Source organism: Oceanobacillus sp. B139/18 (assembly GCF_055524595.1).
This window is the reverse complement of record NZ_JBVFXI010000003.1, coordinates 142,884-168,358: the sequence shown is the minus strand read 5'-3', so window position 1 is coordinate 168,358 and position 25,475 is coordinate 142,884. Positions and strand designations below refer to the sequence as shown.

24 protein-coding genes are annotated in these 25,475 nt (G+C 40.3%); 21 read left to right on the top strand and 3 right to left on the bottom strand.

The genetic code is table 11. The features are described from left to right. Positions 1 to 15: 15 nt before the first annotated feature. The 12 genes from ACZSMY_RS11265 to ACZSMY_RS11210 all read left to right on the top strand — a co-directional run bounded on the left by ACZSMY_RS11265 (position 16) and on the right by ACZSMY_RS11210 (position 13,148). Positions 16 to 1,365 carry an MmgE/PrpD family protein gene (locus ACZSMY_RS11265; RefSeq protein WP_341173159.1) on the top strand — a complete coding sequence of 450 codons (1,350 nt, stop codon included), beginning with the start codon at positions 16 to 18 and terminating at the stop codon, positions 1,363 to 1,365. 65 nt (positions 1,366 to 1,430) lie between these two features. Beyond that, a complete protein-coding gene (locus tag ACZSMY_RS11260) occupies positions 1,431 to 2,273 on the top strand; it encodes a fumarate hydratase (protein ID WP_339233693.1) in 843 nt (280 codons plus the stop codon). Positions 2,274 to 2,301: 28 nt separating this feature from the next. Continuing rightward, positions 2,302 to 2,865, top strand: a complete 564-nt coding sequence (locus ACZSMY_RS11255; protein WP_256704967.1) for a Fe-S-containing hydro-lyase — start codon at positions 2,302 to 2,304, stop codon at positions 2,863 to 2,865. Between the two features lie 83 nt (positions 2,866 to 2,948). Continuing rightward, on the top strand, positions 2,949 to 3,335 hold the full coding sequence (locus tag ACZSMY_RS11250) for a VOC family protein (RefSeq protein ID WP_042530463.1): 387 nt from the start codon (positions 2,949 to 2,951) through the stop codon (positions 3,333 to 3,335). A gap of 550 nt (positions 3,336 to 3,885) precedes the next feature. Beyond that, a complete protein-coding gene (locus tag ACZSMY_RS11245) occupies positions 3,886 to 4,911 on the top strand; it encodes a TAXI family TRAP transporter solute-binding subunit (RefSeq protein WP_042530465.1) in 1,026 nt (341 codons plus the stop codon). A gap of 316 nt (positions 4,912 to 5,227) precedes the next feature. After that, positions 5,228 to 7,249: a TRAP transporter permease gene (locus tag ACZSMY_RS11240; protein WP_084612861.1), complete on the top strand. Its 2,022-nt coding sequence runs from the start codon at positions 5,228 to 5,230 to the stop codon at positions 7,247 to 7,249. A 106-nt stretch (positions 7,250 to 7,355) separates the two neighbouring features. Further along, positions 7,356 to 8,798: an SLC13 family permease gene (locus tag ACZSMY_RS11235; protein WP_042530467.1), complete on the top strand. Its 1,443-nt coding sequence runs from the start codon at positions 7,356 to 7,358 to the stop codon at positions 8,796 to 8,798. 523 nt (positions 8,799 to 9,321) lie between these two features. Beyond that, entirely contained in the window at positions 9,322 to 10,113 is a 792-nt protein-coding gene (locus ACZSMY_RS11230) for a sirohydrochlorin chelatase (protein ID WP_084612862.1), read from the top strand. Then, positions 10,031 to 10,519 (top strand): precorrin-2 dehydrogenase/sirohydrochlorin ferrochelatase family protein, encoded by a 489-nt coding sequence (locus ACZSMY_RS11225; RefSeq protein WP_084612863.1) that lies wholly within the window; start codon positions 10,031 to 10,033, stop codon positions 10,517 to 10,519. Before ACZSMY_RS11230 ends, ACZSMY_RS11225 begins: the two co-directional genes overlap by 83 nt. After that, positions 10,516 to 11,328, top strand: coding sequence for a formate/nitrite transporter family protein (locus ACZSMY_RS11220; protein ID WP_042530469.1), 813 nt, complete (start codon positions 10,516 to 10,518; stop codon positions 11,326 to 11,328). The genes ACZSMY_RS11225 and ACZSMY_RS11220 overlap by 4 nt, the downstream gene beginning before the upstream one ends. 231 nt (positions 11,329 to 11,559) lie before the next feature. Next, on the top strand, positions 11,560 to 12,729 hold the full coding sequence (gene tnpB / locus ACZSMY_RS11215; protein WP_465147785.1) for an IS200/IS605 family element RNA-guided endonuclease TnpB: 1,170 nt from the start codon (positions 11,560 to 11,562) through the stop codon (positions 12,727 to 12,729). Between the two features lie 83 nt (positions 12,730 to 12,812). Next, positions 12,813 to 13,148, top strand: a complete 336-nt coding sequence (locus ACZSMY_RS11210; protein WP_368901418.1) for a hypothetical protein — start codon at positions 12,813 to 12,815, stop codon at positions 13,146 to 13,148. A gap of 30 nt (positions 13,149 to 13,178) precedes the next feature. Here the strand turns inward: ACZSMY_RS11210 and ACZSMY_RS11205 are convergent, their stop codons facing one another. Continuing rightward, on the bottom strand, positions 13,179 to 13,460 hold the full coding sequence (locus ACZSMY_RS11205; protein WP_193063528.1) for a hypothetical protein: 282 nt from the start codon (positions 13,458 to 13,460) through the stop codon (positions 13,179 to 13,181). 345 nt (positions 13,461 to 13,805) lie between these two features. Between ACZSMY_RS11205 and rfbA the strand changes: the two genes are divergently transcribed. The 8 genes from rfbA to ACZSMY_RS11165 all read left to right on the top strand — a co-directional run bounded on the left by rfbA (position 13,806) and on the right by ACZSMY_RS11165 (position 22,184). After that, on the top strand, positions 13,806 to 14,738 hold the full coding sequence (gene rfbA, locus ACZSMY_RS11200) for a glucose-1-phosphate thymidylyltransferase RfbA (RefSeq protein WP_193063530.1): 933 nt from the start codon (positions 13,806 to 13,808) through the stop codon (positions 14,736 to 14,738). Beyond that, positions 14,731 to 15,759, top strand: a complete 1,029-nt coding sequence (gene rfbB, locus ACZSMY_RS11195; RefSeq protein ID WP_289584337.1) for a dTDP-glucose 4,6-dehydratase — start codon at positions 14,731 to 14,733, stop codon at positions 15,757 to 15,759. Before rfbA ends, rfbB begins: the two co-directional genes overlap by 8 nt. Next, entirely contained in the window at positions 15,735 to 16,721 is a 987-nt protein-coding gene (locus ACZSMY_RS11190; RefSeq protein WP_289584336.1) for a glycosyltransferase family 2 protein, read from the top strand. Before rfbB ends, ACZSMY_RS11190 begins: the two co-directional genes overlap by 25 nt. Continuing rightward, complete coding sequence (locus ACZSMY_RS11185; RefSeq protein WP_193063536.1) at positions 16,718 to 17,398, top strand: GNAT family N-acetyltransferase; 681 nt, start codon at positions 16,718 to 16,720, stop codon at positions 17,396 to 17,398. The genes ACZSMY_RS11190 and ACZSMY_RS11185 overlap by 4 nt, the downstream gene beginning before the upstream one ends. A 78-nt stretch (positions 17,399 to 17,476) precedes the next feature. Continuing rightward, a complete protein-coding gene (locus ACZSMY_RS11180) occupies positions 17,477 to 17,833 on the top strand; it encodes an EamA family transporter (protein WP_042530485.1) in 357 nt (118 codons plus the stop codon). A gap of 4 nt (positions 17,834 to 17,837) precedes the next feature. Beyond that, complete coding sequence (gene rffA / locus ACZSMY_RS11175; protein WP_042530487.1) at positions 17,838 to 18,968, top strand: dTDP-4-amino-4,6-dideoxygalactose transaminase; 1,131 nt, start codon at positions 17,838 to 17,840, stop codon at positions 18,966 to 18,968. Continuing rightward, positions 18,931 to 20,622, top strand: a complete 1,692-nt coding sequence (locus ACZSMY_RS11170; RefSeq protein ID WP_256704964.1) for a DUF6044 family protein — start codon at positions 18,931 to 18,933, stop codon at positions 20,620 to 20,622. Before rffA ends, ACZSMY_RS11170 begins: the two co-directional genes overlap by 38 nt. Positions 20,623 to 20,870: 248 nt before the next feature. Further along, positions 20,871 to 22,184: a PcsB-like coiled-coil domain-containing protein gene (locus ACZSMY_RS11165; protein WP_193063540.1), complete on the top strand. Its 1,314-nt coding sequence runs from the start codon at positions 20,871 to 20,873 to the stop codon at positions 22,182 to 22,184. Between the two features lie 181 nt (positions 22,185 to 22,365). Here the strand turns inward: ACZSMY_RS11165 and ACZSMY_RS11160 are convergent, their stop codons facing one another. Both ACZSMY_RS11160 and ACZSMY_RS11155 read right to left on the bottom strand, forming a co-directional pair. After that, on the bottom strand, positions 22,366 to 23,466 hold the full coding sequence (locus ACZSMY_RS11160) for a copper resistance D family protein (protein WP_193063542.1): 1,101 nt from the start codon (positions 23,464 to 23,466) through the stop codon (positions 22,366 to 22,368). A gap of 3 nt (positions 23,467 to 23,469) precedes the next feature. Further along, a complete protein-coding gene (locus ACZSMY_RS11155; RefSeq protein ID WP_193063544.1) occupies positions 23,470 to 24,051 on the bottom strand; it encodes a copper resistance CopC family protein in 582 nt (193 codons plus the stop codon). Positions 24,052 to 24,385: 334 nt separating this feature from the next. On the opposite strand from ACZSMY_RS11155, the gene ACZSMY_RS11150 reads away from it, so the two are divergent. Beyond that, entirely contained in the window at positions 24,386 to 25,441 is a 1,056-nt protein-coding gene (locus tag ACZSMY_RS11150) for a M42 family metallopeptidase (protein WP_465147784.1), read from the top strand. The last annotated feature ends 34 nt before the right edge of the window (positions 25,442 to 25,475 follow it).

The following is a 25,475-nucleotide window of genomic DNA, read 5'->3' as shown; positions in this document are numbered from 1 at the left end:
TAGGAGGTTATTCCTGTGGGATTAAGCGAAAAACTTGCAGACTATATTATTGATACAGATTATGAGGATTTGCCAAAGGAAGTGGTTGAATTTACCAAGCTATGCATCATAGATTACTTTTCGTCTGCGATTGCAGGAGCAAGCCAATATCCCGTGCAAAAAATCGATGAATTGGTAAAAGAACTTGGAGGAACGCCTCAGGCTTCTTTAATAACAGGTGGAGAAACATCAGTAACGCATGCAGCATTATTGAACGGAGCGGCAAGTCACATCATGGAGCAGGACGATATTCATAAAGCCTCTATTATTCATGCAGCTACAGTTGTCATCCCGTCTGCATTAGCAGTAGCGGAATGGAAAAATCTTTCTGGCAAAGATGTTATTGAATCTATCGTGATCGGCTATGAAGTATGCTACCGGATCGGTGAAGCTGTCACTCCGTCTCATTACTATTATTGGCATAATACCGCAACGTGCGGGACATTTGGCGCAGCAGCGGCGGCAGCCAAATTACTGGGATTAGATAAAAAGCAAATTATTCATGCGCTTGGAAGTGCAGGAACACAGGCTGCCGGTTTATGGGAATTTATAGAGGATGGAGCGATGTCAAAGCAGCTGCATCCAGGAAAAGCTGCAATGAATGGTGTCATTAGTGCGCTTTTGGCAGAAAAAAACTTTACTGGAGCTAGTCAGATTTTAGAAGGCAAACGTGGTTTTTTTGAAGCGATGAGTGAGGTATATACCCTTTCAAACGTAACAGAGAGGCTGGGAGAGGAATTTAAAATCTTAGAAAATTCCTTTAAGGTCCATGCTTCCTGCAGGCACACACATCATGTGATGGATTTAATGATAGATTTGGCTAAAGAACGGCATATTCGTTTGGAGGATGTAGAGAGTATCCGTGTCAAAACATATCAGGCAGCCATCGATATTACAGATAATCCTGAACCAGATACGATATATGCTTCTAAATTCAGCATGCAATTCTGTACAGCTGTAAGTTTGCTGAAAGGCAAGGGAAGTGTTGATACGTTTAATGAAGACGCCCTTTGGGATGAAGCGATTCGTGCTCTGATGCAACGTATTGAGGTAAGCGTAGATGAGGATATTCAAAATCATTATCCTGAAAAATGGGGAGCTATCGCAGAAGTGAATTTAACCTCTGGAGAAAAGATTCAAAAGGAAATCGACTTTCCAAAAGGAGATCCGGAGAATAAATTATCTGTAGATGAGATTCTAGAGAAATTTCGGTCCCTGACAACGGATTTAACAGAGAACGAGCAGCATGTTCTATCCACTAACCTATTACAATTAGAGAATGCTGAATCGATAGAGCATCTATTTGAATTCGCAAAAGTGAAATAAATCCATTAAAAAGGACAGCGAAATGATGCGAAACCGGATTGAAAATAAAAAGGAGTGGCTTGCTCTTGAGACAAATTCATTACCAAGAGATTGTTGATCGTGTAAAAGAGCTCTGTCAGGAAGCGAATTATGATTTAGGGCAGGATGTTATCCAGGCGTTTGAGCAAGCAGTTCAAACAGAATCCTCAGATATAGGTAAAGGTGTGCTGACACAATTAATTGAAAATGCCAATATTGCCAGTGAAAATCGTGTTCCAATGTGTCAGGACACGGGCGTTTCCGTATTTATTGTAAAGCTTGGACAGGATTGTCATATTGCAGGCGGCAGCTTATATCAGGCAATTAATGAAGGGGTTAAACAAGGGTATGAAGAGGGGTACTTGCGGTATTCGATTGTGGATGACCCTTTAAGCAGAAAAAATACGGGAGACAATACACCTGCTGTGATTCATATTGAATTAACAGAAGGAGACAAATTAGAAATTCAAATGACTGCGAAAGGCGGCGGAGCAGAAAATATGAGTGCACTTAAAATGCTTACACCAAGTGATGGGCTGGAGGGAGTAAAAAACTTTATTCTGGATACGGTAAAGCATGCCGGGCCGAATGCTTGTCCGCCTTTAGTGGTAGGGATTGGCATTGGCGGAAATTTTGAAAGCTGTGCGTATCTGGCTAAAAAGTCTTTATTTAAACCAGTTGGAGAACGGCATACGGAGAGAGAAATTGCTCAATTGGAAGAAGAATTAATTCAATCGATTAATGCATTAGGAATCGGACCTCAAGGGTTAGGCGGCAATACAACGACATTAGATGTAAAGATTGAAACAGCCCCTTGTCATATTGCTGCTTTGCCAGTCGCTGTTAATTTAAATTGCCATGCAAGCAGACATAAGCATTTGGTTATCTGATTCGTTATTTTTACTTAGGAGGGAGCGTATGGTTCCGAAAAAAATACGTGTGCCATTTCAAGATGAAACAATCATCCAATCACTGCAGGCCGGGGATCAGGTATTGCTAACCGGCACCATTTTTACTGCGAGAGATGCTGCACATAAACGGATGGCAGAGCAATTGGAGAAGGGAGAAAAACTTCCTGTAGATTTAACCAATCAGGTTATTTACTATGTTGGCCCGACTCCGGCACGAGAGGGAGAAGTTATTGGGGCGGCCGGACCGACAACTAGCAGCAGGATGGATAAGTATACACCATTTTTGCTTGAAAAAGGATTAAAAGGAATGGTTGGAAAGGGTTACCGCAGTCAGGAAGTGATAGATGCGATTTCTGCTAAACAGGCTGTTTACTTTGCCGCAATAGGCGGATCAGGAGCTTTATTAGCCAAGCGCATCCGAGCTGTTGAATTAGTAGCATATGAAGACTTAGGTACGGAAGCAATCCGGAAATTAGAAGTAGAAGATTTCCCTTGTATGGTTATTAATGATGCAGAGGGAAGGGATTGGTATAAGGAATCACAAGCTGCATTTAAAAGCAGTGCCGAATGATTTGGCGTTAGTCGGTTTAATTGGCCAGGAAATCTTTAGCTGCTCTTGAAGCATGTATTTAAATAGAAAAAAAGAAGGATGCAATGAAAATTTCTAAATTAGATCATTTAGTGCTGACTGTAAAGAATATGGATAAAACCTGTGCATTTTACAGCCAGGTTCTAGGAATGGAAGTTATTACATTTGGAGAGGGAAGAAAAGCACTGCGTTTTGGGGGACAGAAAATAAATCTGCATGAAGCTGGTAAAGAATTTGAACCAAAAGCAAAAACCCCTATGCCTGGCTCGGCTGATTTATGTTTTATCACCGATGTGCCGATTTCAGATGTGATAGAGCATTTGAAGAGTTATGAAGTGATAGTTGAAGAAGGTCCGGTAAAAAGAACAGGAGCTTTAGGAGCGATAACTTCTTCTTACATTCGAGATCCGGATAATAATTTAATAGAGATTTCGAATTATATAACCGAATGATTGAAATGGTCCATGAATTGATATGTAAAAGAAATTGATTTTAATTTCATGAAAGGATGAAGGCATATCAAACGGTGCTATAATAAGATTTTCAAGTTAAGTTAATAAAAACAAATAATTCTAAAAATAGTTTACAAAATAGTTATTATGCTCTACAATTAATTGTATCCAGTTCTACAATATCCCGAAAATATTTCCTATAATAATGTAAGCGCTTTATATCATCAATTCTATTTTAGGTATGAATAAAGGGGGAAGTTAATAGAATACCATTTGCATGATGAAGAATGTCGAAATGTTTGAAGAAGTTAATCAAAAAGACCTATTACCTGCGGGCAGTTTTTTGAACATGCAGTTTAAGTAAAGGACGCCTTCTTAGAGACCGCCATCTGATCCTTAGATTTTCTAGAACTGGATTTCAAAGCGGAATAAAATTAAGTTGGAAAATTTATTTCGTAGTACCTTGGAGTTAGCTGATAATGAAGAAGTACGACAGCCAGATTTTTGAGTTTTTTTGACAGAATATTTAAAAATATAAGGGGGATTTCTTATGAAAGGTTTAAAAAAGCTATATCTATTCGCATTTATATTAGGACTTATATTTTTAGCGGCATGTGGGGATGAAGAAGCAAGTGGAGAAGATAATGGAGAGTTTGAAGAAAAAGATTATCCATCTACGGTAACTATTGGGACAGCTTCACAAGGCGGAACCTATTACATTTGGGGAGGCGGCTTAGCTACATTGCTGGAAAATCATCTGGATGTTACGTCAAATGTAGAAGTAACAGGCGGACCAGTACACAATATTCAACTTTTGGATGTGGACGATGTTCAACTTGGCATGGTTACAACCGGACCATTGTTTGAAGGATATTATAATGAGGGGGATTGGGCTGAAAAAGAATATGATGATATTCGTGTTATCTTCCCAATGTATGATACACCGTTCCATTGGTGGTCCAGCGCAGATTCTGACGTCACAAGCATTACAGAACATGAAGGAGAGCGGGTTGGTATAGGCCCTTCCGGCGGTACACCGGGCACATATAATCCATTGATTTATGATGCGCTTGGTATTGAAACAGGTGAACAGGTTGCAGCAGGAGCAAGTGATTTAGCATCTCAAATGCTTGACGGGCAGTTAGATCATATTGGTTTTTCAGCAGGAATGCCAATTGCTGCGGTAACAGAGGTAGAAACACAGATGGATATTAACATTTATGGTATCGATGGGGAAGAACGTGAAACAGTAAAAGAAGCACTGCCTTATTTCGAGGATTTTGTCATTCCGGCCGGTACGTATGATTCCTTGGATAGTGATGAGGAGACCATAGCTCAGTTTAATTTTGGTGTTGTTCAAAAAGATGCGAATGAGGAATTTGTCTATGATTTGGTGAAAGCATATCATGAGAATATTGATCAAATGATTTCTACCCACGCATCAGCTCAAGAATCTGAAGATCCGGAAACAATTCTGAGAAATGAAGAGTATCCGATGCATCCTGGAGCAATTCGCTATTATGAGGAGATTGGTATTGAACTTCCAGAAGCTGTTTATCCGCCCGAGTGGGAATAAATGCGGGCGAGGAAAAGGAAAATATGAATTTTATTTATTGACACAATGATAACTAGCCTTTGTTATAGCAAATCTTAAACACGCTTTTATTGTAATAAGGTTTAAAACAATGATGAATTGGATGAAAGCGTTTTATCGGAAGGGTTAATTCGCTTAAATAAAACAGCGGGAGAAGGGTACTTCATATACATGAAGGGATGGTGGGGCCTCCAAGTCCCACCTATATCCCTGCTCAATAGATAATATCCATTTGAATAAAAAGCTATCATAAAGTTTCAATATTATCATTTCGGCGTGTTAACAAGGAGGGCAATATATGTCAAAAGAGAAAAAACAAAAAAATTGGAATAAAGAAGGTGAAAAGCAGGTAGAAAAAAAAGAGGAAAACGAAAATAAAAAAATAGATACCACGCTTGGAGAAGATGAGATAGAAACTTCAGAGCAGATACGAAATCTATCTGGATTTGTACGCTACCTGTTTTTAGCTATTGCTGTTATTGGAGCACTCTATCATTTGTATATACTTAATTTTAATCCAATTGACCCTTGGGTATTCCGAAGTACGCATCTGGCTTTTGGCACAGTACTTGCCTTAATGCTTTACAAAGGCTGGAAGACAAAGTCAAATAAAGTGTCTATTATAGATTGGCTGCTTATTGCAGTTGCTATTTTCGTTGCTTTATATATTTATATCAATTTGAGTCAGCTTGTCTTTCGGTTTGGAGTAGCGCCTACTACGATGGACTTTATTGTTGCAGCTCTTGGTTTATTGTTAGTTTTAGAAATAACTCGTCGGGCGAGCGGCTGGATTTTACCTATATTGGCGTTTGTGTTTATTCTGTATTCTTTTGCAGGACCGTATTTGCCAGGGATTTTAAATCATAATGGTTATTCATTGGAGAGGTTCGCAACATATGTATATGGTTTAGATGGGGTATTTGGGGTAACGACAGATGTCTCCTCCAAATATATTATTCTTTTTATCATCTTTGGCGCATTCTTGCAAATGTCTGGTGTCGGCCAGTATTTTATTGATGTAGCCTTCAGGATAGCAGGCGGACTCAGAGGCGGGCCGGCAAAGGTTGCTGTGGTTTCTTCGGGCCTCATGGGGATGATAAACGGAACTTCAGCAGGTAATGTTGTTGCGACTGGATCTTTGACAATACCTCTGATGAGAAAGACTGGATACCGCCCCATGTTTGCCGCAGCAACAGAAGCAACTGCCTCCTCAGGGGGTCAGCTGCTGCCGCCGATTATGGGAGCTGGCGCATTTTTGATGGCGGAAATTACTGGAATGCCTTACTCAAGTATTATTATAGCGGCAACCATTCCAGCGATTTTATATTTTGTGTCCGTTTATTTTATGGTAGATTTCCAGGCTGTGAAAAGTGGAATGGTTGGTTTATCTCGGGACCGGCTGCCTAACTTAAAAAAATTAATGAAGAAATTCTATCTATTTACGCCAGTAGTTTTATTAATCTATCTGTTAGTAAATGGATTTTCTGTAATCTTTGCAGGTACTGTTGGAATCGTGGCTTGTTTTATTTTAAGTCTATTTAGTAAAGAAAATAGAATGGGTCTGATGAAGATCTTAGAAGCACTAGAATTAGGCATGAAAAATGCCATTCAACTGATTGCCATTGTAGCTACAGCCGGGATTATTGTGGGTGTCATCGCGTTAACGGGGGTTGGTCAGCGATTTAGTTCGATGCTGCTTACGATAGCAGATAATAATCTTCTTATCGCTTTAATTTTTGCCATGGCCATTTCTATTATTCTAGGCATGGGGATGCCGACAACAGCGGCTTATGCTGTCGCCGCTTCTGTAATTGCCCCGGGATTAGTGAATCTAGGAATAGAACCGATTATTGCACATATGTTTGTCTTCTATTATGCTGTTATTTCTGCCATTACACCGCCAGTTGCGCTGGCAGCATTTGCAGCGGCTGGTATATCAGGGACAGATCCTATGAAAACAAGTGTAGAAGCATTTAAAATTGGACTTGCTGCCTTTATTGTGCCGTTTATGTTTTTCTTCAGCCCAGAATTATTGCTGGAAAGCGGGACAACCGGCTCCATTATCCTGGCGGTTATTACAGCATTGATAGGAGTATATTTATTATCTGCTGCTGTTCAGGGATGGTTTTTTGGAAAAACGGCCAGCTGGTATAGCCGAATCATTCTTTTAGGTGCAGCAATTATGTTTATGCTTTCCGGGATTCAGACAGATGTGATTGGGATTATTCTTACAATTGCATTAATAGGTATTCAAAAGTTTATTAATAAGTCTGACCCTCGGCAAGCTGTGACACATGAAGATATCAGTGCCTCATCTTGACTAGTAAATTGGAAATCCGTACTGTTATGGTATGGATTTCCTGTTAAAATAGTTTTTAGCTCATTGAGATAGGAAAAATTAAAATGATAAAAAGAAGGCTGCTCTTATGTTATTCAGGAAAAAAACGAACCAACCAAGAGGTCGAATCCATGTAAATGGAAAAATTATAACGTTTTTGATATCTACGATTATTTTTATCGGCTTATTGATTTTTTTGCCGGCAGAGATTCCCTGGTCTGCAAAAGCTACAATCAGCATCATGGTGTATGGAATTTTGTTATGGGCTTTTGAGTCCCTTCCGCTTGGAATGACATCTGTTCTTACCATGGTATTATTACTATTTTTACACGCTGTCTCCATTGATGTTGTCTTAAGCGGCTTCGGGTCTCCGGCGGTATTTTTAATTGTGGCTGGCATGATGATTGCCAAAGGAGTAAACGAAACTTCTTTGATGGACAGGATTACTTACATATTGCTGGCTAAGTGGGGAGCTTCAGCTAAAGGGATTTTTATGGGCTTGTTTTTACTTATGCAAATCCAGGCTTTTTTTATACCTGCAACTGCAGTGCGCGCCTCGCTGATGGTACCAGTTGTTCTGTCTATTTTGAAATCCGTAGGTGCGAAAAAGGGGAGCAACTTTAGCAAGCTGATGCTGGTAGGAACAGCTTATGCAGGGAATGTCAGCGGGACAGCCATTTTAACAGCAGCTATCGGGAATATTTTGACCATCGAAATTTTACAATTATATACAGGGCGCACCCTATCGTATTTAGACTGGCTGTTATATGCTTTTCCAATATGGACTTTATTAATTATCGTTATTCCGTATATTGTTTGGAAATGCTACCCGCCTGAAAATTTTTCTTTTGAAACCTTATCGAACGAAATGAAACAGAAAAAGAAAGAATTAGGGAGGATAAACGGTGCAGAACTGAAATGTATGATTATCCTGTTGGTAACAGTTATTCTCTGGATGACAGAGCCGCTCCATGGCTATCACCCCACCGTCCCGGCTTTAATGGCGGTCGTTTTAATGGCAATGCCTAAAATAGGTTTTGTAGAATGGCGGAAGCTGGTCGGTGTCAATTTTGATTTAGTTCTATTAATTGGAGCAACGCTCTCTTTAGGTTTCGCCTTAATTGAATCCGGAGCCATTGAAATCCTGGAGGTGCTGATTACCTCGGAACAAATCGTAAATATATTTGCGAATCCATGGCTCGCGATACTTATCGTTATTTTAATATCGCAGCTTTACCATTTAGGGGTTACGAATGTATCAACAGCGGTAGTTACATTACTTCCTGTGCTTATCAGTCTGTCGTTTCAGGCAAATCTTGATCCGGTAGTGATTGCTTTTACTTCTGCACTAACCATTTTATTCGGATATGTGTTAATTGTAGAAACGATGCCCAACGTTGTCGTTCACGGAACCGGAATGATAAATCAACAGGACTTTTACCTGCCTGGTTTATTATCCACGCTTGCCAGCACGCTCATAACGCTTCTTGTTGCTTTTACGTGGTGGAAATGGCTGGGGTTTTGGCCTTAAATGTTCCTGTATGAGAATGTATTTATTATCCGCAAATAGATGATTTGCATTGTATTTCGACAGGGAAGAAATGCTTCTTTCCTGCCGAATATATGAAACACGATGTTAAACATATCTGTGTCCCGGAAATCAGAATGAAGCATCTTGCTTGTTTGGCAGCTGGCATTTTCCGCTGATTCACCCAACATTACTAAACCAGACACAAACTGTTCAAAAAATCAACGCAATTCAAAAATAGAATGTGCTACACTAACAGTGAGGGAGTTATTCTCTGGAAAGAAAAACTGGAAGGTCTCTTTTTTTTAACTATATTTGTGAATTTATTCACAAATAATTTTACAGATTTAATAATGTATAAAGAATGTAAGGAATAAGCGAAATGATCTTGGCGGGACGTGTAATCGCTGCTAAAAAGCAGGTTGATAAATGTGAGAATATTAGAATACATGATGTAACAAAGATTCTATAAAACTGGAGAAGCGGATACAGCCAAAAATAAATCGAATAAATGGGAGGGATACACATGTTTGATGCAGTGGTTTATATTGGTCATGGAAGCCGTTGTGAAGAAGGAGAAGCTCAGTTTAAGAGATTTATTGAATCTGTGAAGGAGGAGGTTGCTTCTCCAAACCAGGAAATAGCTTTTTTGGAATTAACCGCTCCGACCATTGCAGAGACAATGGAAAAGTTAATTGCTGATGGGGCAAAGCGGTTTTTGATTGTGCCTGTTCTTCTTTTTTCAGCAATTCAACACCAATTGGATATTCCGGAGGAGCTGCGTGCGGTTCAAAGGAAATATCCCTTTATTTCGTTTGAAATCTCGGAGCCGTTTGGAGCGCATCCATATATGGTTGATCTTGTGGTGAAACGTATCGGAGCTGAAAAAAATGAAAAGGATACAGCAATTATGCTTGTTGGCGGCGGGAGCAGTCATCTCAGGCCTATTCAAGAGCTGCAGCAGATTGGAAAGAGCGTTGAGCAGAAATTGGATATTCCGGTGTATACAGCATTCCTGCAGCTGGGGAAACCCAGCCTGGAAGAAACATTGGAATTTCTTCCTTATCGATATAAAAAAGTTTATGTGATGCCATATTTGTTATTTACTGGTCTGCAGCTTGAAAAAATAGAACAGATTGTTTTCTCTTCAAAGGATACTTTTGTTATTTGCCCAAACTTAGAATTTGATGAGCTGATGAAAAAAACGTTAATCAAGCGAATGGAGGAAGCGTGTGATGGAGAAGATGTATCCGGTGATGATGAACCTCGACAGAAAAAGGGTGGCAATTATCGGGGGCGGGGAGACAGCTCTGCGTAAGGCAAAAGAACTGGCAGGAACAGGAGCCAAAATCACCGTAATCAGTCCGGGGATACGGGAGGAGCTATTTAAAATGCATGATGTGGTCTGGAAGCAGAAAAAATTTGAAGCACAAGACATAAAAAATGCACATCTCATTTTTGCGGCAACGGATAATCAAGCAGTCAACGCGTATGTTTGCCGATGTGCGGCAGATAACCAGTGGGTCCATGATACAAGTCAAAATGAGCTATCTAATTTTATTGCTTTAGCAGGACTCAGTCAGGAAAAATTGACAGTGGCACTTTCAACATCTGACGCCGGCCTGGTACTTACCAAAGAGTTGAAAGAGAAGCTGGAAAAACAGGATAGAAGTAGGACTGAGAATGCGATAGAATGGGATGCAAAGAGGAGGAACAAAAAATGATGGAGACCATAACCACTTTCAGTAACACAGCTGTTTCCAAGGTAAAACAATTGAATCATAGTAAAAGCAAATATCTCATCATGACGATGCTGGCAGGATTTTTTGTCGGTCTAGGAATTATTTTAATTTTTACTATCGGCGGGATGCTTGCTCCGACAGAGTTTGCCGGAACATCGATTGTCATGGGTGTTTCCTTTGGGATTGCTTTGAGTCTGGTCATTATGGCTGGATCTGACTTGTTTACGGGAAATAATATGATAATGACAATTGGCTTTTTAACAAAGAAAACAAGGGTTTTAGATGTGCTGCGGATATGGGTATTCAGTTATTTTGGCAACTTTGCCGGGTCTATTGTTGTAGCTGGATTATTCTTTTATTCGGGATTGGCTACGGGAGGAACGGCAGATTTCATTATTTCCTCTGCAAGCGCCAAGATGAGCGGACCATTTATGGAGCTGTTTGTTCGCGGGATTCTCTGTAATATTCTGGTCTGTCTGGCCGTCTGGTGCTCTGTTAAATTAAAGGATGAAACAGCAAAGCTCATCATGATTTTCTGGTGTTTATTCGCTTTTATCACATCTGGCTTTGAGCATAGTGTGGCAAATATGACTGTGCTGTCAACTGCTTTAATGATCCCGCATCCGGAAACAATTACTTTTGCAGGTCTTGCTGCTAACTTGATTCCGGTATCCCTTGGAAATCTTGTCGGCGGGGCAGTTTTCATTGGTGCAGCTTATTGGTATGGAATAACAGAGAAAAAATCAACTTTGCAGTCAGCTGCGGATAAGAAATACAAGAGGGAAGCATAGATAGATGTTGAATAAAAGGTATGTTGCTCTTTAAGAGATGAGCGTCATGCCTTTTATTTATCGAAAAAAGGAGGGAAAACTCCCTCTTCAAGCGCGTAGAGGTAAGGGGGAGGTGAATTTCCTATGCACAAAAGCTTGCTTTAGAGTGTCTCAATTGTTCAACATCGAATCGAACAAACGTTCCAAAAACATCCTTCTTCTGATATAATAGACAGGAGGAGGTAAGAAGCCATGAAAGTAAAAAAAGCATTTCGTTTTCGTATCTATCCGAACAAAAAACAAATCACCTTCATCCATAAGACAATCGGCTGCTCCCGCTTTGTCTACAACTATTTTACAGGAAAACAAAAAGAAAAAGACCACTATTGGCATACGGTGAATGAAATGGTACAAAACGGACAGCTTCTTCAAAATAATTGGAAGAGCGAATTTTTCAATAAAAATAAGGCAATCAAAGCGGTTCCAGAATTGAAGAAAACCTATCCCTTCCTCAAAGAAGTCGATAGTATTGCCCTTCAAAAAGCTGTTGAAAACGTGAATGATTCCTATACACGTTATTACAAGAAACAGAACAAGGCTCCTCGTTTTAAATCAAAGAAGAACCCTATTCAATCGTATACAACCAAACATGTCAATGGAAATATTGCTGTATTGGATAAACATATCAAACTGCCCAAACTCGGGCTTGTCCGTTTTGCCAAAAGTCGGGAAGTGGAAGGGCGTATTATCAATGTAACAGTTAGGCGCAACGCATCAGGAAAATACTTTGTTTCGATTGTGGCGGAAACGGAAGTTAAGCACTATGAAAAAACAGGTTCCTCTGTAGGCGTCGATGTCGGATTAACCGATTTTGAAACCCTTTCCGATGGGACGGTGTATGAAAATCCAAGGTTTTTCCGGACATTAGAAAAAAAGCTGGCAAAAGCGCAGGTGATTCTTTCAAGGCGACAGGTGGGCTCGTCGAATTGGCAGAAACAAAAACGAAAAGTAGCTCGACTTCACGAAAAAATTGCTAATAAAAGAAAAGACATGTTAGATAAAATCTCCACCGAGATAATCAAAAACCACGATATCATCGAAATAGAAGATTTGTCTGTGATAAACATGTTGAAAAATCATAATCTTGCAAAAGCGATTAGCGATGTATCCTGGTCAACGTTCCGAACGATGCTGGAATATAAAGCGGCCTGGTATGGAAAGCAGGTTGTTGTAGTTTCGAAAAGCTATCCATCCAGTCAGTTATGTTCTCATTGTGGGCACCAAAACAAAGACGTTAAAAACCTTGCTTTGCGTGCATGGACGTGTAGCTGTCAATGCCATCATCAAAGAGATATTAACGCAAGCAGGAATCTTCGTAAGGAAGCATTACGAATAACCGCAGGGACTGCGGGGCTAGCCTAATCCATAACTGACCAATGGGTTGGTGTTCTTAGGAATCTCCTACTTCAAGCAGCCTATAAGGTTGATAAGTGGGGGTAGTTCAATTGGATCAATTTCTTTGGATAGAAGCATTGACTCAAGAAACCTCCGAAGCAACGAAATATTTTAATCAATGGTTTGGGTTTGGTACATCGCCAAAAGACTTTACATCAGAAACACCAGCTTTTGAAGCCTTGAAGAATTTGCTGAGAGACCAGCCCAATGTGATTAAAAAGCAGTATCAGCACCGGTTGACAGAGCAATTTGCACCGATTGATATGGGGAATTATACAATAGAACAGGTTTTAATACGGACGATTTTTCATGAAGGCATGCATTTGCAGGCGATGATGGATATTAGGAAATGTATCGCAAAAGAGAAAGATAGCGTTCAACGATAGGCAGGTAAATGTAATACAAAGAGACGCAGCTTATGTGTACAATCCATAGGCTGCGTCATTTTCTATCCATCTATAATTCGATTGTTTTTCTCTCATCGTTTGTGAGTTTCTTAAAGCAGGATATCGCTTTTTTGGCATGGGATAGCCGCATTTTTCCAAATAAGGAATCCGTTTAAAGTGCCAATCCTCAGCTTGCTTCTTTGATAATTTCTCCATTTTCATCAAAACATCGATTGGACTGACATAACCTTTCTCCGTAAGTAACTCAGAGGCATATTTGTATATGTTTTTCTCTAATTGCTGTCTGTTCATTTAAAATCTTCCTTACTTAATCTATTTCTATTTTAGCTATTACTCTAACAGATTTCTGTTTGTAATAGTGCGTTTTAAATTATTCGCATACACATTTTTAGCAAACATAGAGATGGTTTATTATATTAAAAACAGGCACCTGCGATAAAATAAATCCGCATCATTTCCTGTTTCTATACAATTGTGGCAATTTCATGGTAAATCTGCAACAGCTTTTCTATTCACGAAATAAATTTGAAACAAGAATGTAAGTTTACAAAACGGTCTTTAAAGGAATAATGTAGATAATAACAAGACCTATGTTTTAAAAACAATAAAAATATATTTTGATGGAGGGTGTGTATCATGAAAGGAATTATTCTGGCTGGAGGAAGTGGAACACGTCTGTCTCCGAGTACAGATAGTATGAATAAGCACCTGCTGCCTGTTTATGACAAGCCGATGATTTATTATCCGCTATCTGTCTTGATGCTGGGTGGTATTAAAGAAGTGATGATTATTAGTACACCAGAAGATATTGCTCGTTTCGAGACATTACTGGGAGACGGATCGGCATTAGGTATTCAAATTGTCTATAAAGAACAGGCTGAACCAAAAGGAATTCCTGAAGCCTTTATTCTTGCTGAAGAATTCATCGGAAAGGATAATGTTACGCTGATTCTTGCGGATAATATTTTCTATGGCCAAGGGTTTACCACCTTATTGCGGAATGCGATAAAGAACCATCAGCATGCGACTGTATTTGGATATCGGGTTAAAGACCCCGAGCGCTTTGGTGTGGTTGAATTTGATCATCATCAAAAAGCAATTTCGATTGAGGAAAAACCAGATGATCCAAAATCAGACTTTGCCGTAACAGGGCTGTATATATATGATTCCAGAGCAGTGAAGATTGCTAAAAAGCTCAAACCTTCAGAACGAGGGGAATTAGAAATTACCGACTTAAATAAAGAATATTTAAAATGGAATCAGCTTCATGTAGAGCTGTTAGGCAGAGGCTTTGCGTGGATGGATACAGGCACCCAGGAGTCGTTGTTTGATGCAGCGGAATTTATCAAAACGACCCAGCAGCGCCAAGGATTTAAAATTGCCTGCCTGGAAGAGATTGCTTTCTATCTGGGATATATATCAAGAGATGTATTATATGAAAAAGGAAAGTCGATGGAAAAAACCGATTATGGGCAATATTTAATAGAAATTGCCAATCGCAAGCATAGCCAGCAATACTGGGATACCATCGACCATCATCCGATGTTAGGACTGGTTGAAAATGAGTAGGGCTATCTTAATTACTGGCGGAGCTGGCTTTATCGGCTCCAACTTCATCCACTATTACCAGCAGAAATATCCTGATCAGCAATTGATTAATGTAGATAAGCTAACCTATGCCGGCTCTTTAGCTAATTTAACTGAAGTCGAGAATAACGGGAATTATCAATTTATTCATGGCGATATTGCAGATATGAAAACCGTAGCAGCGATTTTCAAAGAGTATGATATTGAAGGGGTTATTCATTTTGCTGCAGAATCCCATGTAGACCGTTCGATTCATGATGCGAGCCCGTTCATCGATACAAATGTCGTTGGTACGTTGAATCTTTTGCAGGCGGCGAGAGCAGATTGGGAGGAAAAAGGAGAGCTTGGTGAGCGCAGATTTCATCACATATCCACGGATGAAATTTATGGCTCATTAGGTGAATCTGGAAAATTTACAGAGGACACGCCCTATGACCCAAGAAATCCATACAGCGCATCGAAAGCTGGAGCGAACTTTTTAGTAAAAAGCTTTGGTCATACGTATGGGATGAATGTGATTATTTCCTCCTGCTCGAATAATTATGGACCAAGACAGCATGATGAGAAGCTTCTGCCTACGATTATCCGGCAGGCTTTGGCAAATGAGCCGATACCGATTTACGGGGATGGGAAGAATATCCGTGACTGGCTGTTTGTTGAGGACCACTGCCGAGCAATCGATATGGTTTATCATCAGGGTAAAACGATGGAAACCTATAATGTCGGCGGAAATAATGAACAGGAAAATATCACCATCACCAATGCCGTTTGTTATTTATTAGACGAGCAAAGACCAGATTTACTGCAAAAGTATCGTTTAGCGCATTTTTCTGATTTGATTACCTTTGTGACGGATCGAAAAGGACATGATAAGAGATACGCCATCGATGCAAGTAAAATTCAAAGGGAACTAGGCTGGCAGCCGCAAGTTGATTTAGAGGATGGACTGAGAAAAACTGTGGAATGGTATGTAGCAAAATGGAAAACAAACGTACCGATTTGATTTCAGTTGTTGTCCCGGTCTATGGCTGTGAACGCTGCCTTGTCGAGCTCGCAGAACGCATTATTCAAACTATCCAGTCCATTCCGGCAGATTATGAAATCATTATGGTAAATGATGCGAGCCCGGACCATGCCTGGGAAACAATGCTTAAGCTTCATCAGAAAGATAAAAAAATAAAAGGAATTAATTTGTCCCGTAATTTTGGACAGCATCATGCCATCACGGCAGGTCTTGACTTTACCTCAGGAGACTGGGTGGTTGTGATGGATTGTGATTTGCAGGACCGGCCGGAAGAAATTGCTTCGCTGTACGAACGGGCCCAGGACGGCTATGATGTTGTCTTTGCACAGCGCATGCAAAGGCAGGATAAGAATGTAAAAAAACTCACATCAAAAGCCTTCTATAAAGTCTATGATTATTTTACCGGGAAGAAGACAGATGCAACAATTGCCAATTTCAGTATATCCCGAAAAAAAGTAGTGGAGAGCTTTCGTAAGCTGCGCGAGCAAAATCGTTATTTTCCTTTCTTTATTCAATGGATGGGATATCAGCAGACAAAAATAGAAGTACAGCATGATGCCAGAAAAGAAGGAAAGTCCTCCTATCAATTGAAAAAATTATTCGCTTTAGCAACAGATGCGATTGTCTCCCAATCGAATAAACCGCTCCGGCTTTCGATTGGTGTAGGCTTTCTGATGGCATTCGCTTCGTTTATCTATGCGCTGTATTTATTTTCCCGCTATTTCTTTTTGGATGAGCCTGTTCAAGGCTGGACCAGTGTGATGGTGTCCATCTTTTTTATTGGCGGTTTACTATTCTTCCAGCTTGGAATTATTGGTCTCTACCTTGGGAAAATTTTCAACGAAGCGAAGAACCGTCCTATTTATTTAATTAAGGACATAAAAGGGGAAATCCAAAAAAATGAAACGTTAGAAGTGAAACAGGGAGGAAGAGGAAAATGAGTGAATATTTAAAGCCGACGCCTTGGGACAGCCGGAATTTCCCGCTTGATACCTTTCAATTAACCGAATATAGTGAAGCTGCGCTGCAGGCTGCAGCAGATGTCGAGGGGCATTTTACCGTTAAAGTAGATCCGCTGGCTGATAAGGCATTGCTTCACAAATATGGTTTTTATTATGCAGATACATTAATGGAGCCCTATTGTTACCGCAATAAATTTTTAGAAGAAGAAGCTGGAGATGTTACCTTCCATGAAAATTATGATGCAGCTGACATTTTAACGATTGCCGAAGAAGCATTTCAAGGCGGCAGGTATCACCGTGATTTTCATGTTCCGAATGAAATGGCCGATCTCCGCTACCGAAATTGGGTAAAGGACTTGATTGATCAGGAGCTGATTCTTGCTTATAAGCAGGATGGCCGTGTGAAAGGATTCTTTGCTTATCAGGAAGAAAATGTATTGCTTTTAGCAATGCATAAGGACATTCGCGGACAGGGATTTGCTAAACCTTTTACTTCTGCATGCGTCAAAGAGCAATTTGAGCGTACTGGCAGGGAGCAGCTGGTTACATCGATTTCACCCAGCAATCCGGCGTCATTAAATGTTTTCATCGGCTTAGGATTCCGGTTGCGGGCTGGGAAGGATATTTATCATAAGGTGAACGGTTCCTTCTATTAAACAGATACTATTAAACACATATCCATTTATTTTGTATCGCGGTAGAAGTATACAAAGGAATGTCAGGGGGAGAGAGGTTTGGGTTATTTTTATATTGCTGGAACCGTTTTGTTTACCGTTTATGGACAATTAATTATTAAGTGGACAATGGATCGGCAAGGGGAATTGCCGGATGGGCTCTTTGATAAATTTCTATTTTTATTTCAGCTTGTCTGGAACCCCTGGATACTCTCCGGTTTTATTGCTGCTTTCTTAGCGGCATTAAGCTGGATGGCTGCGATGACTAAATTTGATATCAGCTATGCCTATCCATTTATGAGTCTTTCTTTTATTCTTGTTTTTATATTCTCGGTTTTTTTATTTGGAGAACCAATCAGTACACAGAAAATCATCGGCTTTGCTTTTGTAGTAGCAGGTATTCTGATAATGAGGTGATACCATGATACCATTCAATGTACCATGTTATATAGGAAAAGAAAATACAGCAATCAAAGATGCCATCGCAGGAAAGAAATTATCAGGAAACGGCCCTTACGGGAAAAAGTGTGTGCAATGGATGGAAGAAAATATGGGCGTGAAAAAAGTCATGCTTACTCCATCCTGCACAGCGGCACTGGAAATGACTGCGCTGCTCACAGAGGTTGGAGAAGGAGATGAAGTCATTATGCCTTCATACACCTTTGTTTCGACAGCAAATGCATTTGCCCTCCGAGGCGCGAACATTGTCTTTGCAGATGTCGAACCAAGGACAATGAATGTCGACCCGGAACAAATTGCAGCGGCAATTACCGAAAAGACAAAAGTCATCGTGGTCGTTCATTACGCCGGCGTATCCTGTGATATGGACCGGATTATGGAGCTTGCAGAGAAACATAACCTATGGGTGGTCGAAGATGCTGCACAAGGATTAATGAGCTTTTATAAAGGAAAAGCATTGGGAACGATTGGCCACATGGGAACGATCAGCTTTCATGAAACCAAAAATTATGTTTGCGGGGAGGGAGGGGCATTATATATTAATGATCCTTCTCTCGTTGAGCGTGCGGAGATGATTCAAGAGAAAGGGACGGACCGTTCACAGTTTATCCGTGGAGAAGTGGATAAATATTCTTGGAGAGACATTGGTTCCTCGTATCTGCTCAGCGAGCTGAATGCAGCTTATCTGTCTGTACAGCTGGAGCATGCGAAGGAAATAAATGATAATCGTCTCGGAACCTGGCAAATGTATAAAGAAGGATTGGCTGATCTTGCAGATGCAGGAAAGATAGAGCTTCCTTATATTCCAGAAGGTAGAGCCTTCAATGGACACATATTCTTTATTAAAACAAGAAATATAGAAGTGCGGAGTCAATTGATCCGTTATTTAAAGCAGCTTGGTATTATGACAGCAACGCACTATGTCCCGCTGCATTCATCTGTCGCAGGAAAAGCATGCGGCGTCTTCTCTGGAGAAGACAGATATACAACGATAGAAAGTGAACGTTTGATACGATTACCACTTTACTATGGGATAAGTAAAGGGGATGTAGCATATGTCATTCAAAGCATTCAGCAATTTTATGCACAATAAATGGATATGGGTGGGCTGCCTTGTTTTGCTTGCCTACTTATCTCCTTATGTGATTTATGGAGAAGATGTACATATTAGAGTCCATGACAACATGGACTCTAATATTGTCTGGTATAAAGTACTTGCAGAGAGCGGGTCTATTTTCACGTTAACAGACGTGCCGCTGCCGTATGCGATTGACGGATTGCCGAGAAGTGCATTGCCGTCTGCTTTTGATGCGGCGCTTTGGCTCTATGTACTGTTTGAACCAATCACAGCCTATACCATCAGCCAGACTATTATGCGCTTTGCAGCGTTTTTTGGCATGTATTTATTATTAACGCGTTTTATTGTGAAAAAAGAGACAACACCTTGGATAACGGTAGGCGTTTCGCTTGCGTTTGCGATGCTTCCTTACTGGCCTTCGGGAGTTCTTTCCATTGCAGGGATGCCGCTTGCTTTATATGTCTTTTTAATGATTCGCAAATACCGGACAGAGGCGCCGAAGCATACATGGATACTGCTATGCCTGATTCCGTTTTTTGCTAATTTTGTCCTCAGCTTTGTTTTCTTTTTAGCAGTTATTGGCTTGCTGTGGCTGATTGACTGGATTCGCAATAAAAAATGGAATGGTGCTTTTTTTGCTGCCATTGCCATCATGGCAGGTATCTTTGTGATGAAGGATTATTTATTGATTACCTCCATGTTTTTCGATGACAGCTTTACTTCTCACCGGGAGGAGCTGGAGTTAAGCGGAAATACCTTTGAACGAAGCTATGAATTAGCATGGGAGAATTTTTTATATGGGCACACCCATGACGAGGCCGTACAGGCTTATATTATTATTCCGGTTATTTTAATAGCTATCTTGCTTGCCTTATTTAAAAACAGGCAGCCAAAATGGCTCTTCACCCTGTTTTTGATTAATTTAGCCCTCTCCTTCTGGTACGCTTTCTGGTATTGGGAAGGCTGGCAGCCATTAAAAGAGAGCATTTCTGTTTTGAATACATTTAATTTTGCACGGATTCATTTTATGGATCCGCCAATCTGGTATATTGCCTTTGCACTAGCCTTACTTATTTTGTGGCAGCTGAAAAAAGTCGGGAAGGTTCTTGTTGCCGTCCTGATTATCTGGCAGAGTATACTGCTTTTCGGGCAGTCAGAAGAGTTTAAGTACCGGGAAGTAAACACACCGACCTTTAAAGAGTTTTATTCAGAGGACCTGTTTACATCGATTCAAGATTATATTGGAGAAGATCCGAGTGATTACCGCGTGGTCAGCATCGGATTACATCCGACCATCGCTCAATTTAATGGCTTCTACACGTTGGATACGTATAACAATAGCTTCCCGCTGGATTATAAGCATCGTTTTCGCGAAGTAATTGCCGGAGAGCTGGATAAGAGTCCGACATTAGAACACTATTTTGATACATGGGGCGGAAGGCTGTACATGTATGTAGCCGAGCATGGAAAGGATTATATGTATACTAGAAACAAAAATGAACCGATTCAGGACTTGGCTATTGATACAGACGCACTGAAGGATCTGGGAGGAGATTACATCCTGTCTGCTGTCCCGATTGAAAATGCGGAAGATATCGGATTATCGTTGGAGGAAACATTTGAAGACCAGGATTCACCATGGGAAATTCATTTATATTCTGTATTGTAATTAGAATGTAATATTACACCCATAAGCATTCGTATGACAGGCTTTAAGGTGAAAACCAGCTTCCGGCGATACAAAACTGTAATATTTCTATAACCTTTCTGCAATCTGTAGATGTTACACTTCATTAGGAATTTATATAGTGTTAAATTTATCCTATGATTCACAAAGCTGCATAATAGCAAAAGGATCAATGTCCTTTTACAGAGAGAGAGCTATGTAGTAGTGATGCAGGAACAGGGGGAGTAGAATTGAAGAAATCATTTTTGCTAGCGATAGTAATGATAGTTGGTTTCATGAGTTCAAGTATTATACCAGTTCAAGCAGAAACTGCTGATGATCTTGAAGAAATTCGCGATCAGCGTTCAGATGTTAAAACAGAGTTATCTGATTCTGAACAACAGATTGCTTCCGTATTAGAAGAACTGGAGCAGTTAAAGAGTGAGATCGCAAGTACTGAAAATGAATTAGAAGCAAAGCAGCAGGAGATTGATGAAACAGATCAACAGATTGATGCTTTATTAGACGATATTGTTGTTTTAGAAGATGAAATGCAAGAGCTTGAACAAAAGATAGAGGAACGTTTTGAACTATTACAAGAGCGGATGGTATCTGTTCAGCAATCCGGCGGAGACATCAATTATCTGGAAGTTCTCTTCGGCGCACAGAGCTTTGAAGATTTTATTTCACGCGCAAATGCAGTGAATAAAATAGCAGATTCCGATGCGAAGTTAATTGAACAGCAGGAAACAGATATTGCTTCTTTAGAAGACAAGCAAAAAGAAGAAACTGAAAAAATGAATGCTTTGAATGACTTAAAAGAAGAGCAAAGCGCTGCAAAAGATAACGTAGAAGTTGCACTTGCTGACAGCAATGCACAAAAGGATGAACTGGAAACGAAGCAGGCAGACCTAGAAGCGCTTGTAGATGAACTGGAAATCACAGATTCCCAATTAGCCTCTTTAGAAGCGGATACGCAAGCAGAAATTGCTGCGGCGGAAGAAAAAGCAAAAGAAGAGGAAGCGGCTAAGCTCGCAGCCGCAGAAGAAAAAGCAGCTAAAGAAGCGGAAGCAGCAGAGGAAGAAGAAACTAAAGTCCATCAAGAAAAAGAGACAAGTGTAGCATCAAAAACAATCACAAATGACCCGGAAGAAGAAGAGGCTCCTGCAGAAAAAGAAGAGCCTGAAAAGAAAGAAGAATCGAAGGAAGAGACTTCTAAGCCGAAAGAAGATTCTGCAGAAAAAGAAGAGAGTTCAAGTAAGGAAGAAAGCTCAGGTAAAACATTTACCGTTTCATCAACAGCTTATACAGCTGATTGCAGCGGATGTACCGGCATTACAACAACTGGATTTAATTTAAAGAACAATCCAGGTGCAAAAGTAATCGCTGTTGACCCTAGCGTTATTCCGCTTGGCAGTGTGGTAGAGGTGGAAGGCTATGGTGTAGCTGTAGCACGTGATACCGGCGGAGCAATCAATGGAAATAAAATTGATGTATTCGTATCGGATCAATCTCAAGCACTCAGCTGGGGAAGAAAAGATGTAAAAGTTACGATACTGAGATAATGTAAATATAACGCATGTGTTCTGAATACTATTTGGAACACATGCGTTTTTGTTAGGGATATATCAGCAGTCAGAGTACTTTTAATAAGAACCTGCATCTAGGTAAATTTTTATCATCAAAAAAAGTCGCAAAATGCACTTCTATCCATTTTGAGACTTTTTTCAGTTTAATAAAAGACAATCAGTTGATTACAATGCTTTGAATAAAAGCAAAGTATCCCATGACGACAAAGAGCAGCGAGGTCAGCCAAGAAAGCGCCGGGTGTTTTTTAGCTTTAAAAATATAGATACTGCCGGCAATACAAGCAAGTGCTAAGGCAATAAAGAAGAAAACAGAGCCGTCTAAAGCTAAGCTAATTGCTGCGCCATCCATGGTTCCATCATAAAACATATTTAAAATAGGAGCGTAACCGCTATGTTCGATAAGGCTTTCCATGTAAAGCGGCGGTGATTGCTCATTCATGATGCCTGTCAGCAGCAGGATAAATAAAATAATAAAGAACTCTACACGTATCCAAGGTCTTGCCTGAAGGCTTGCATCGGCCTGTAAACGCCGTTTCATCCAAATCCCGTTAAAGATAGCGTATATGACTAATGGAATGATAAATAATTGTTTTAAGAATAAACTTTGGCCGTAAGAAACGAGCAGGGCTTCATCATACTGTCTGAAATCCACGGTGAATTGGGCTAATAAAATACCGCTTAAGACAACAATGACAAAACAGATAAGTGCAAAGGGATGGTAGCTGGTGACAAAACGCTGCCAATCCATAGACTTTGGTACAAACCACGAGGCCATCAACAGCGTTCCAATCCACGCGCTGACTGCCAGCATGTGTACGCCATGTGTGAAGACGCCAAGAAATCCCTCGAAAGAACCTGCGTGGCTTGCCCAGCCGACTCCAAATGCCGCAAAGCCTGTGAACACCATTCCGACCCAAGCTGCCTGTTTACTGTCTGTATTTTTGATATAAGCAATGTAAACACTGAAAAGAATACAAATAATAAATAAGAATAGCCATGCATTTCCAATTCGAAAGGATAATAGAACATCTTCAAACGCGGAGCCTAAGGTAGAACGGCCTGCGATATGAGTTATTAACTGGATAAGAGGGACAAATGCAAATAAAGCAATCCCCCAGACTGCAGCAAGCTGCAGATTGGAAGATATGTTAACCCTGATATGAGAAGTGGCAGGAAGCAGTCGAATCAGAAAGCTTCCCGCTAAAAATGCAAGGCAAAGATATAAGAACGTTTCTGTAAAAATGGTTACATAAAACATACATTATTTCTTCCTTTTTAGTAGTACAATGGCGATGACAGCGACAATAGCAATAACCAGCACAGCAATTAGCAAGGTATTGGAATTCGTATCATCTGCAGCTTCTTCCTGCACATTATTTTCTGCGGCTGCTTCATTTTCATCAGCCTGCTCTTCGGGTGTATCCGCTGTATTCTCTTCATCTTCCGCAGTATTGGTGTCTTCCTCTTCCTCAACGGCAGATTCCTCTATGTCCACTTCGAATGAAATAGAGTCTTCCATTGGATGACCATCTACACCGATAATATCCCAGCTGAGGGTATATGTTCCATTTTCTAAAGGCTCCGTGACATCAGCAGAAAACTCATCTTCATTGACAGTCAGATTATCAAGCGCGATTTCTGTGCCGTCCTCAGCATGAAGCTCCATCACAGCACTATCTTCAATCACTGTTTCAAAATATAGCGTAATATCGTCTAACGTATCTGTTACCGTTGAGCCTTCCTCTGGATCAGACGTATCAAGATGTGTATGTGCAAAGACAGGACTTGCACTAAATGCGAAAAGTAAGACAACAAAAGCGAACGCCCCTGTAAGTTTTTTCATCGTTTTTCCTCCTTCTATTTATTGAATTCAGTATAATTTCTCCAGATTTAAGCTTATAGCAGAATAAAGTGTAAGACAAGTATAGTCAAATCAAAAAAGTAACATTTCCTTGAACTATGAACAATTCATGACAATGCAATTTCCAGGCAAACATAAAAGGAAGGCTTTTCTATTTTGGTATAAATGTAATTTTGTGCGCACCTGAAGACTTGTGCGTAAGGCCGCTAAGAAAGTGAAATGAGCTGTTGAGATGCGCTTTATCGAACGCTGCGTTTTCTGATAAACTGTAATAGACAAGTTCATCTTCATTTCAAAACCTGGAGGAGGTAATATAATGAGTAGTTTTCCCAATGTAGAGGAAACAAAAACACTAATTAAAGATTTAGTGAAAATAGCAAGTCCAAGCGGCTATACTAAAGATGCCATTCTATTTATTGAAAACCGATTAGCGAAAAGTAACGTACAAACCAAACGCAACAATAAAGGCGGTCTGATTGCAACGCTGCCAGGGAAGGATACTTCAAAACATCGCTTCTTGACAGCGCATGTAGACACACTAGGAGCCATTGTTAAAGAAATCAAAGCAGACGGCCGCCTGAAAATACAAGTCATCGGCGGCTTCCCGCTAAATTTTGTGGAAGGGGAATATTGTACCATCCATACCGTGAGCGGAGAAAAATATACGGGAACGATTTTAATGCATCAAACCGCTGTCCATGTGTATCGAAAAGCAGGCGAACTGAAAAGAGATACGGAAAATATGGAAGTGCGTATTGACGAAGTGGTGAAGAATGAAGAAGACACCCGTAAATTGGGAATAGAAGTAGGCGATTTTATTTCCTTTGACCCGCGAGTAGAATTAACAGAATCCGGCTTTATTAAATCGCGTCATTTGGATGATAAAGCAAGTGCAGCAATCTTAATTAACGTGATTGAAAAGCTGGCAGCAGATCTGACAGAGCTGCCTTACACAACACATTTTCTCTTTTCCAATAATGAAGAAATCGGCTATGGCGGCAATTCGAATATCCCGCCGGAAACGGTAGAATACCTAGCGGTTGATATGGGGGCTATCGGAGACGGACAGAGAACCGATGAATATACAGTATCGATTTGTGTGAAGGATGCTTCCGGGCCGTACCATTACGGTCTGCGCAATTATCTTACAGAAATTGCTAAGGCGAACGGCATCGAATATCAATTAGATATTTATCCGTACTATCAATCCGATGCATCAGCAGCTATCCGAGCTGGATATGATGTCGTTCATGGCTTAATTGGACCGGGAATTGATGCATCGCATGCGTTCGAACGCACACACGAATTATCTCTTAAACATACGGAGAATTTGGTTTATCATTATGTGCAGTCGGAAATGGCAGAGGAATAATGGAATGAAGAATAAGACCGGGTACCTTACCTGG

Bases quoted from the DNA above. Each gene is read 5' to 3' on its own strand.
- ACZSMY_RS11255 (WP_256704967.1), top strand. From the start codon at position 2,302: ATGGTTCCGAAAAAAATACGTGTGCCATTTCAAGATGAAACAATCATC.
- ACZSMY_RS11250 (WP_042530463.1), top strand. From the start codon at position 2,949: ATGAAAATTTCTAAATTAGATCATTTAGTGCTGACTGTAAAGAATATG.
- ACZSMY_RS11245 (WP_042530465.1), top strand. From the start codon at position 3,886: ATGAAAGGTTTAAAAAAGCTATATCTATTCGCATTTATATTAGGACTT.
- ACZSMY_RS11240 (WP_084612861.1), top strand. From the start codon at position 5,228: ATGTCAAAAGAGAAAAAACAAAAAAATTGGAATAAAGAAGGTGAAAAG.
- ACZSMY_RS11235 (WP_042530467.1), top strand. From the start codon at position 7,356: ATGTTATTCAGGAAAAAAACGAACCAACCAAGAGGTCGAATCCATGTA.
- ACZSMY_RS11230 (WP_084612862.1), top strand. From the start codon at position 9,322: ATGTTTGATGCAGTGGTTTATATTGGTCATGGAAGCCGTTGTGAAGAA.
- ACZSMY_RS11225 (WP_084612863.1), top strand. From the start codon at position 10,031: ATGGAGAAGATGTATCCGGTGATGATGAACCTCGACAGAAAAAGGGTG.
- ACZSMY_RS11220 (WP_042530469.1), top strand. From the start codon at position 10,516: ATGATGGAGACCATAACCACTTTCAGTAACACAGCTGTTTCCAAGGTA.
- tnpB (WP_465147785.1), top strand. From the start codon at position 11,560: ATGAAAGTAAAAAAAGCATTTCGTTTTCGTATCTATCCGAACAAAAAA.
- ACZSMY_RS11205 (WP_193063528.1), bottom strand. From the start codon at position 13,460: ATGAACAGACAGCAATTAGAGAAAAACATATACAAATATGCCTCTGAG.
- rfbA (WP_193063530.1), top strand. From the start codon at position 13,806: ATGAAAGGAATTATTCTGGCTGGAGGAAGTGGAACACGTCTGTCTCCG.
- rfbB (WP_289584337.1), top strand. From the start codon at position 14,731: ATGAGTAGGGCTATCTTAATTACTGGCGGAGCTGGCTTTATCGGCTCC.
- ACZSMY_RS11190 (WP_289584336.1), top strand. From the start codon at position 15,735: ATGGAAAACAAACGTACCGATTTGATTTCAGTTGTTGTCCCGGTCTAT.
- ACZSMY_RS11185 (WP_193063536.1), top strand. From the start codon at position 16,718: ATGAGTGAATATTTAAAGCCGACGCCTTGGGACAGCCGGAATTTCCCG.
- rffA (WP_042530487.1), top strand. From the start codon at position 17,838: ATGATACCATTCAATGTACCATGTTATATAGGAAAAGAAAATACAGCA.
- ACZSMY_RS11170 (WP_256704964.1), top strand. From the start codon at position 18,931: ATGTCATTCAAAGCATTCAGCAATTTTATGCACAATAAATGGATATGG.
- ACZSMY_RS11160 (WP_193063542.1), bottom strand. From the start codon at position 23,466: ATGTTTTATGTAACCATTTTTACAGAAACGTTCTTATATCTTTGCCTT.
- ACZSMY_RS11155 (WP_193063544.1), bottom strand. From the start codon at position 24,051: ATGAAAAAACTTACAGGGGCGTTCGCTTTTGTTGTCTTACTTTTCGCA.
- ACZSMY_RS11150 (WP_465147784.1), top strand. From the start codon at position 24,386: ATGAGTAGTTTTCCCAATGTAGAGGAAACAAAAACACTAATTAAAGAT.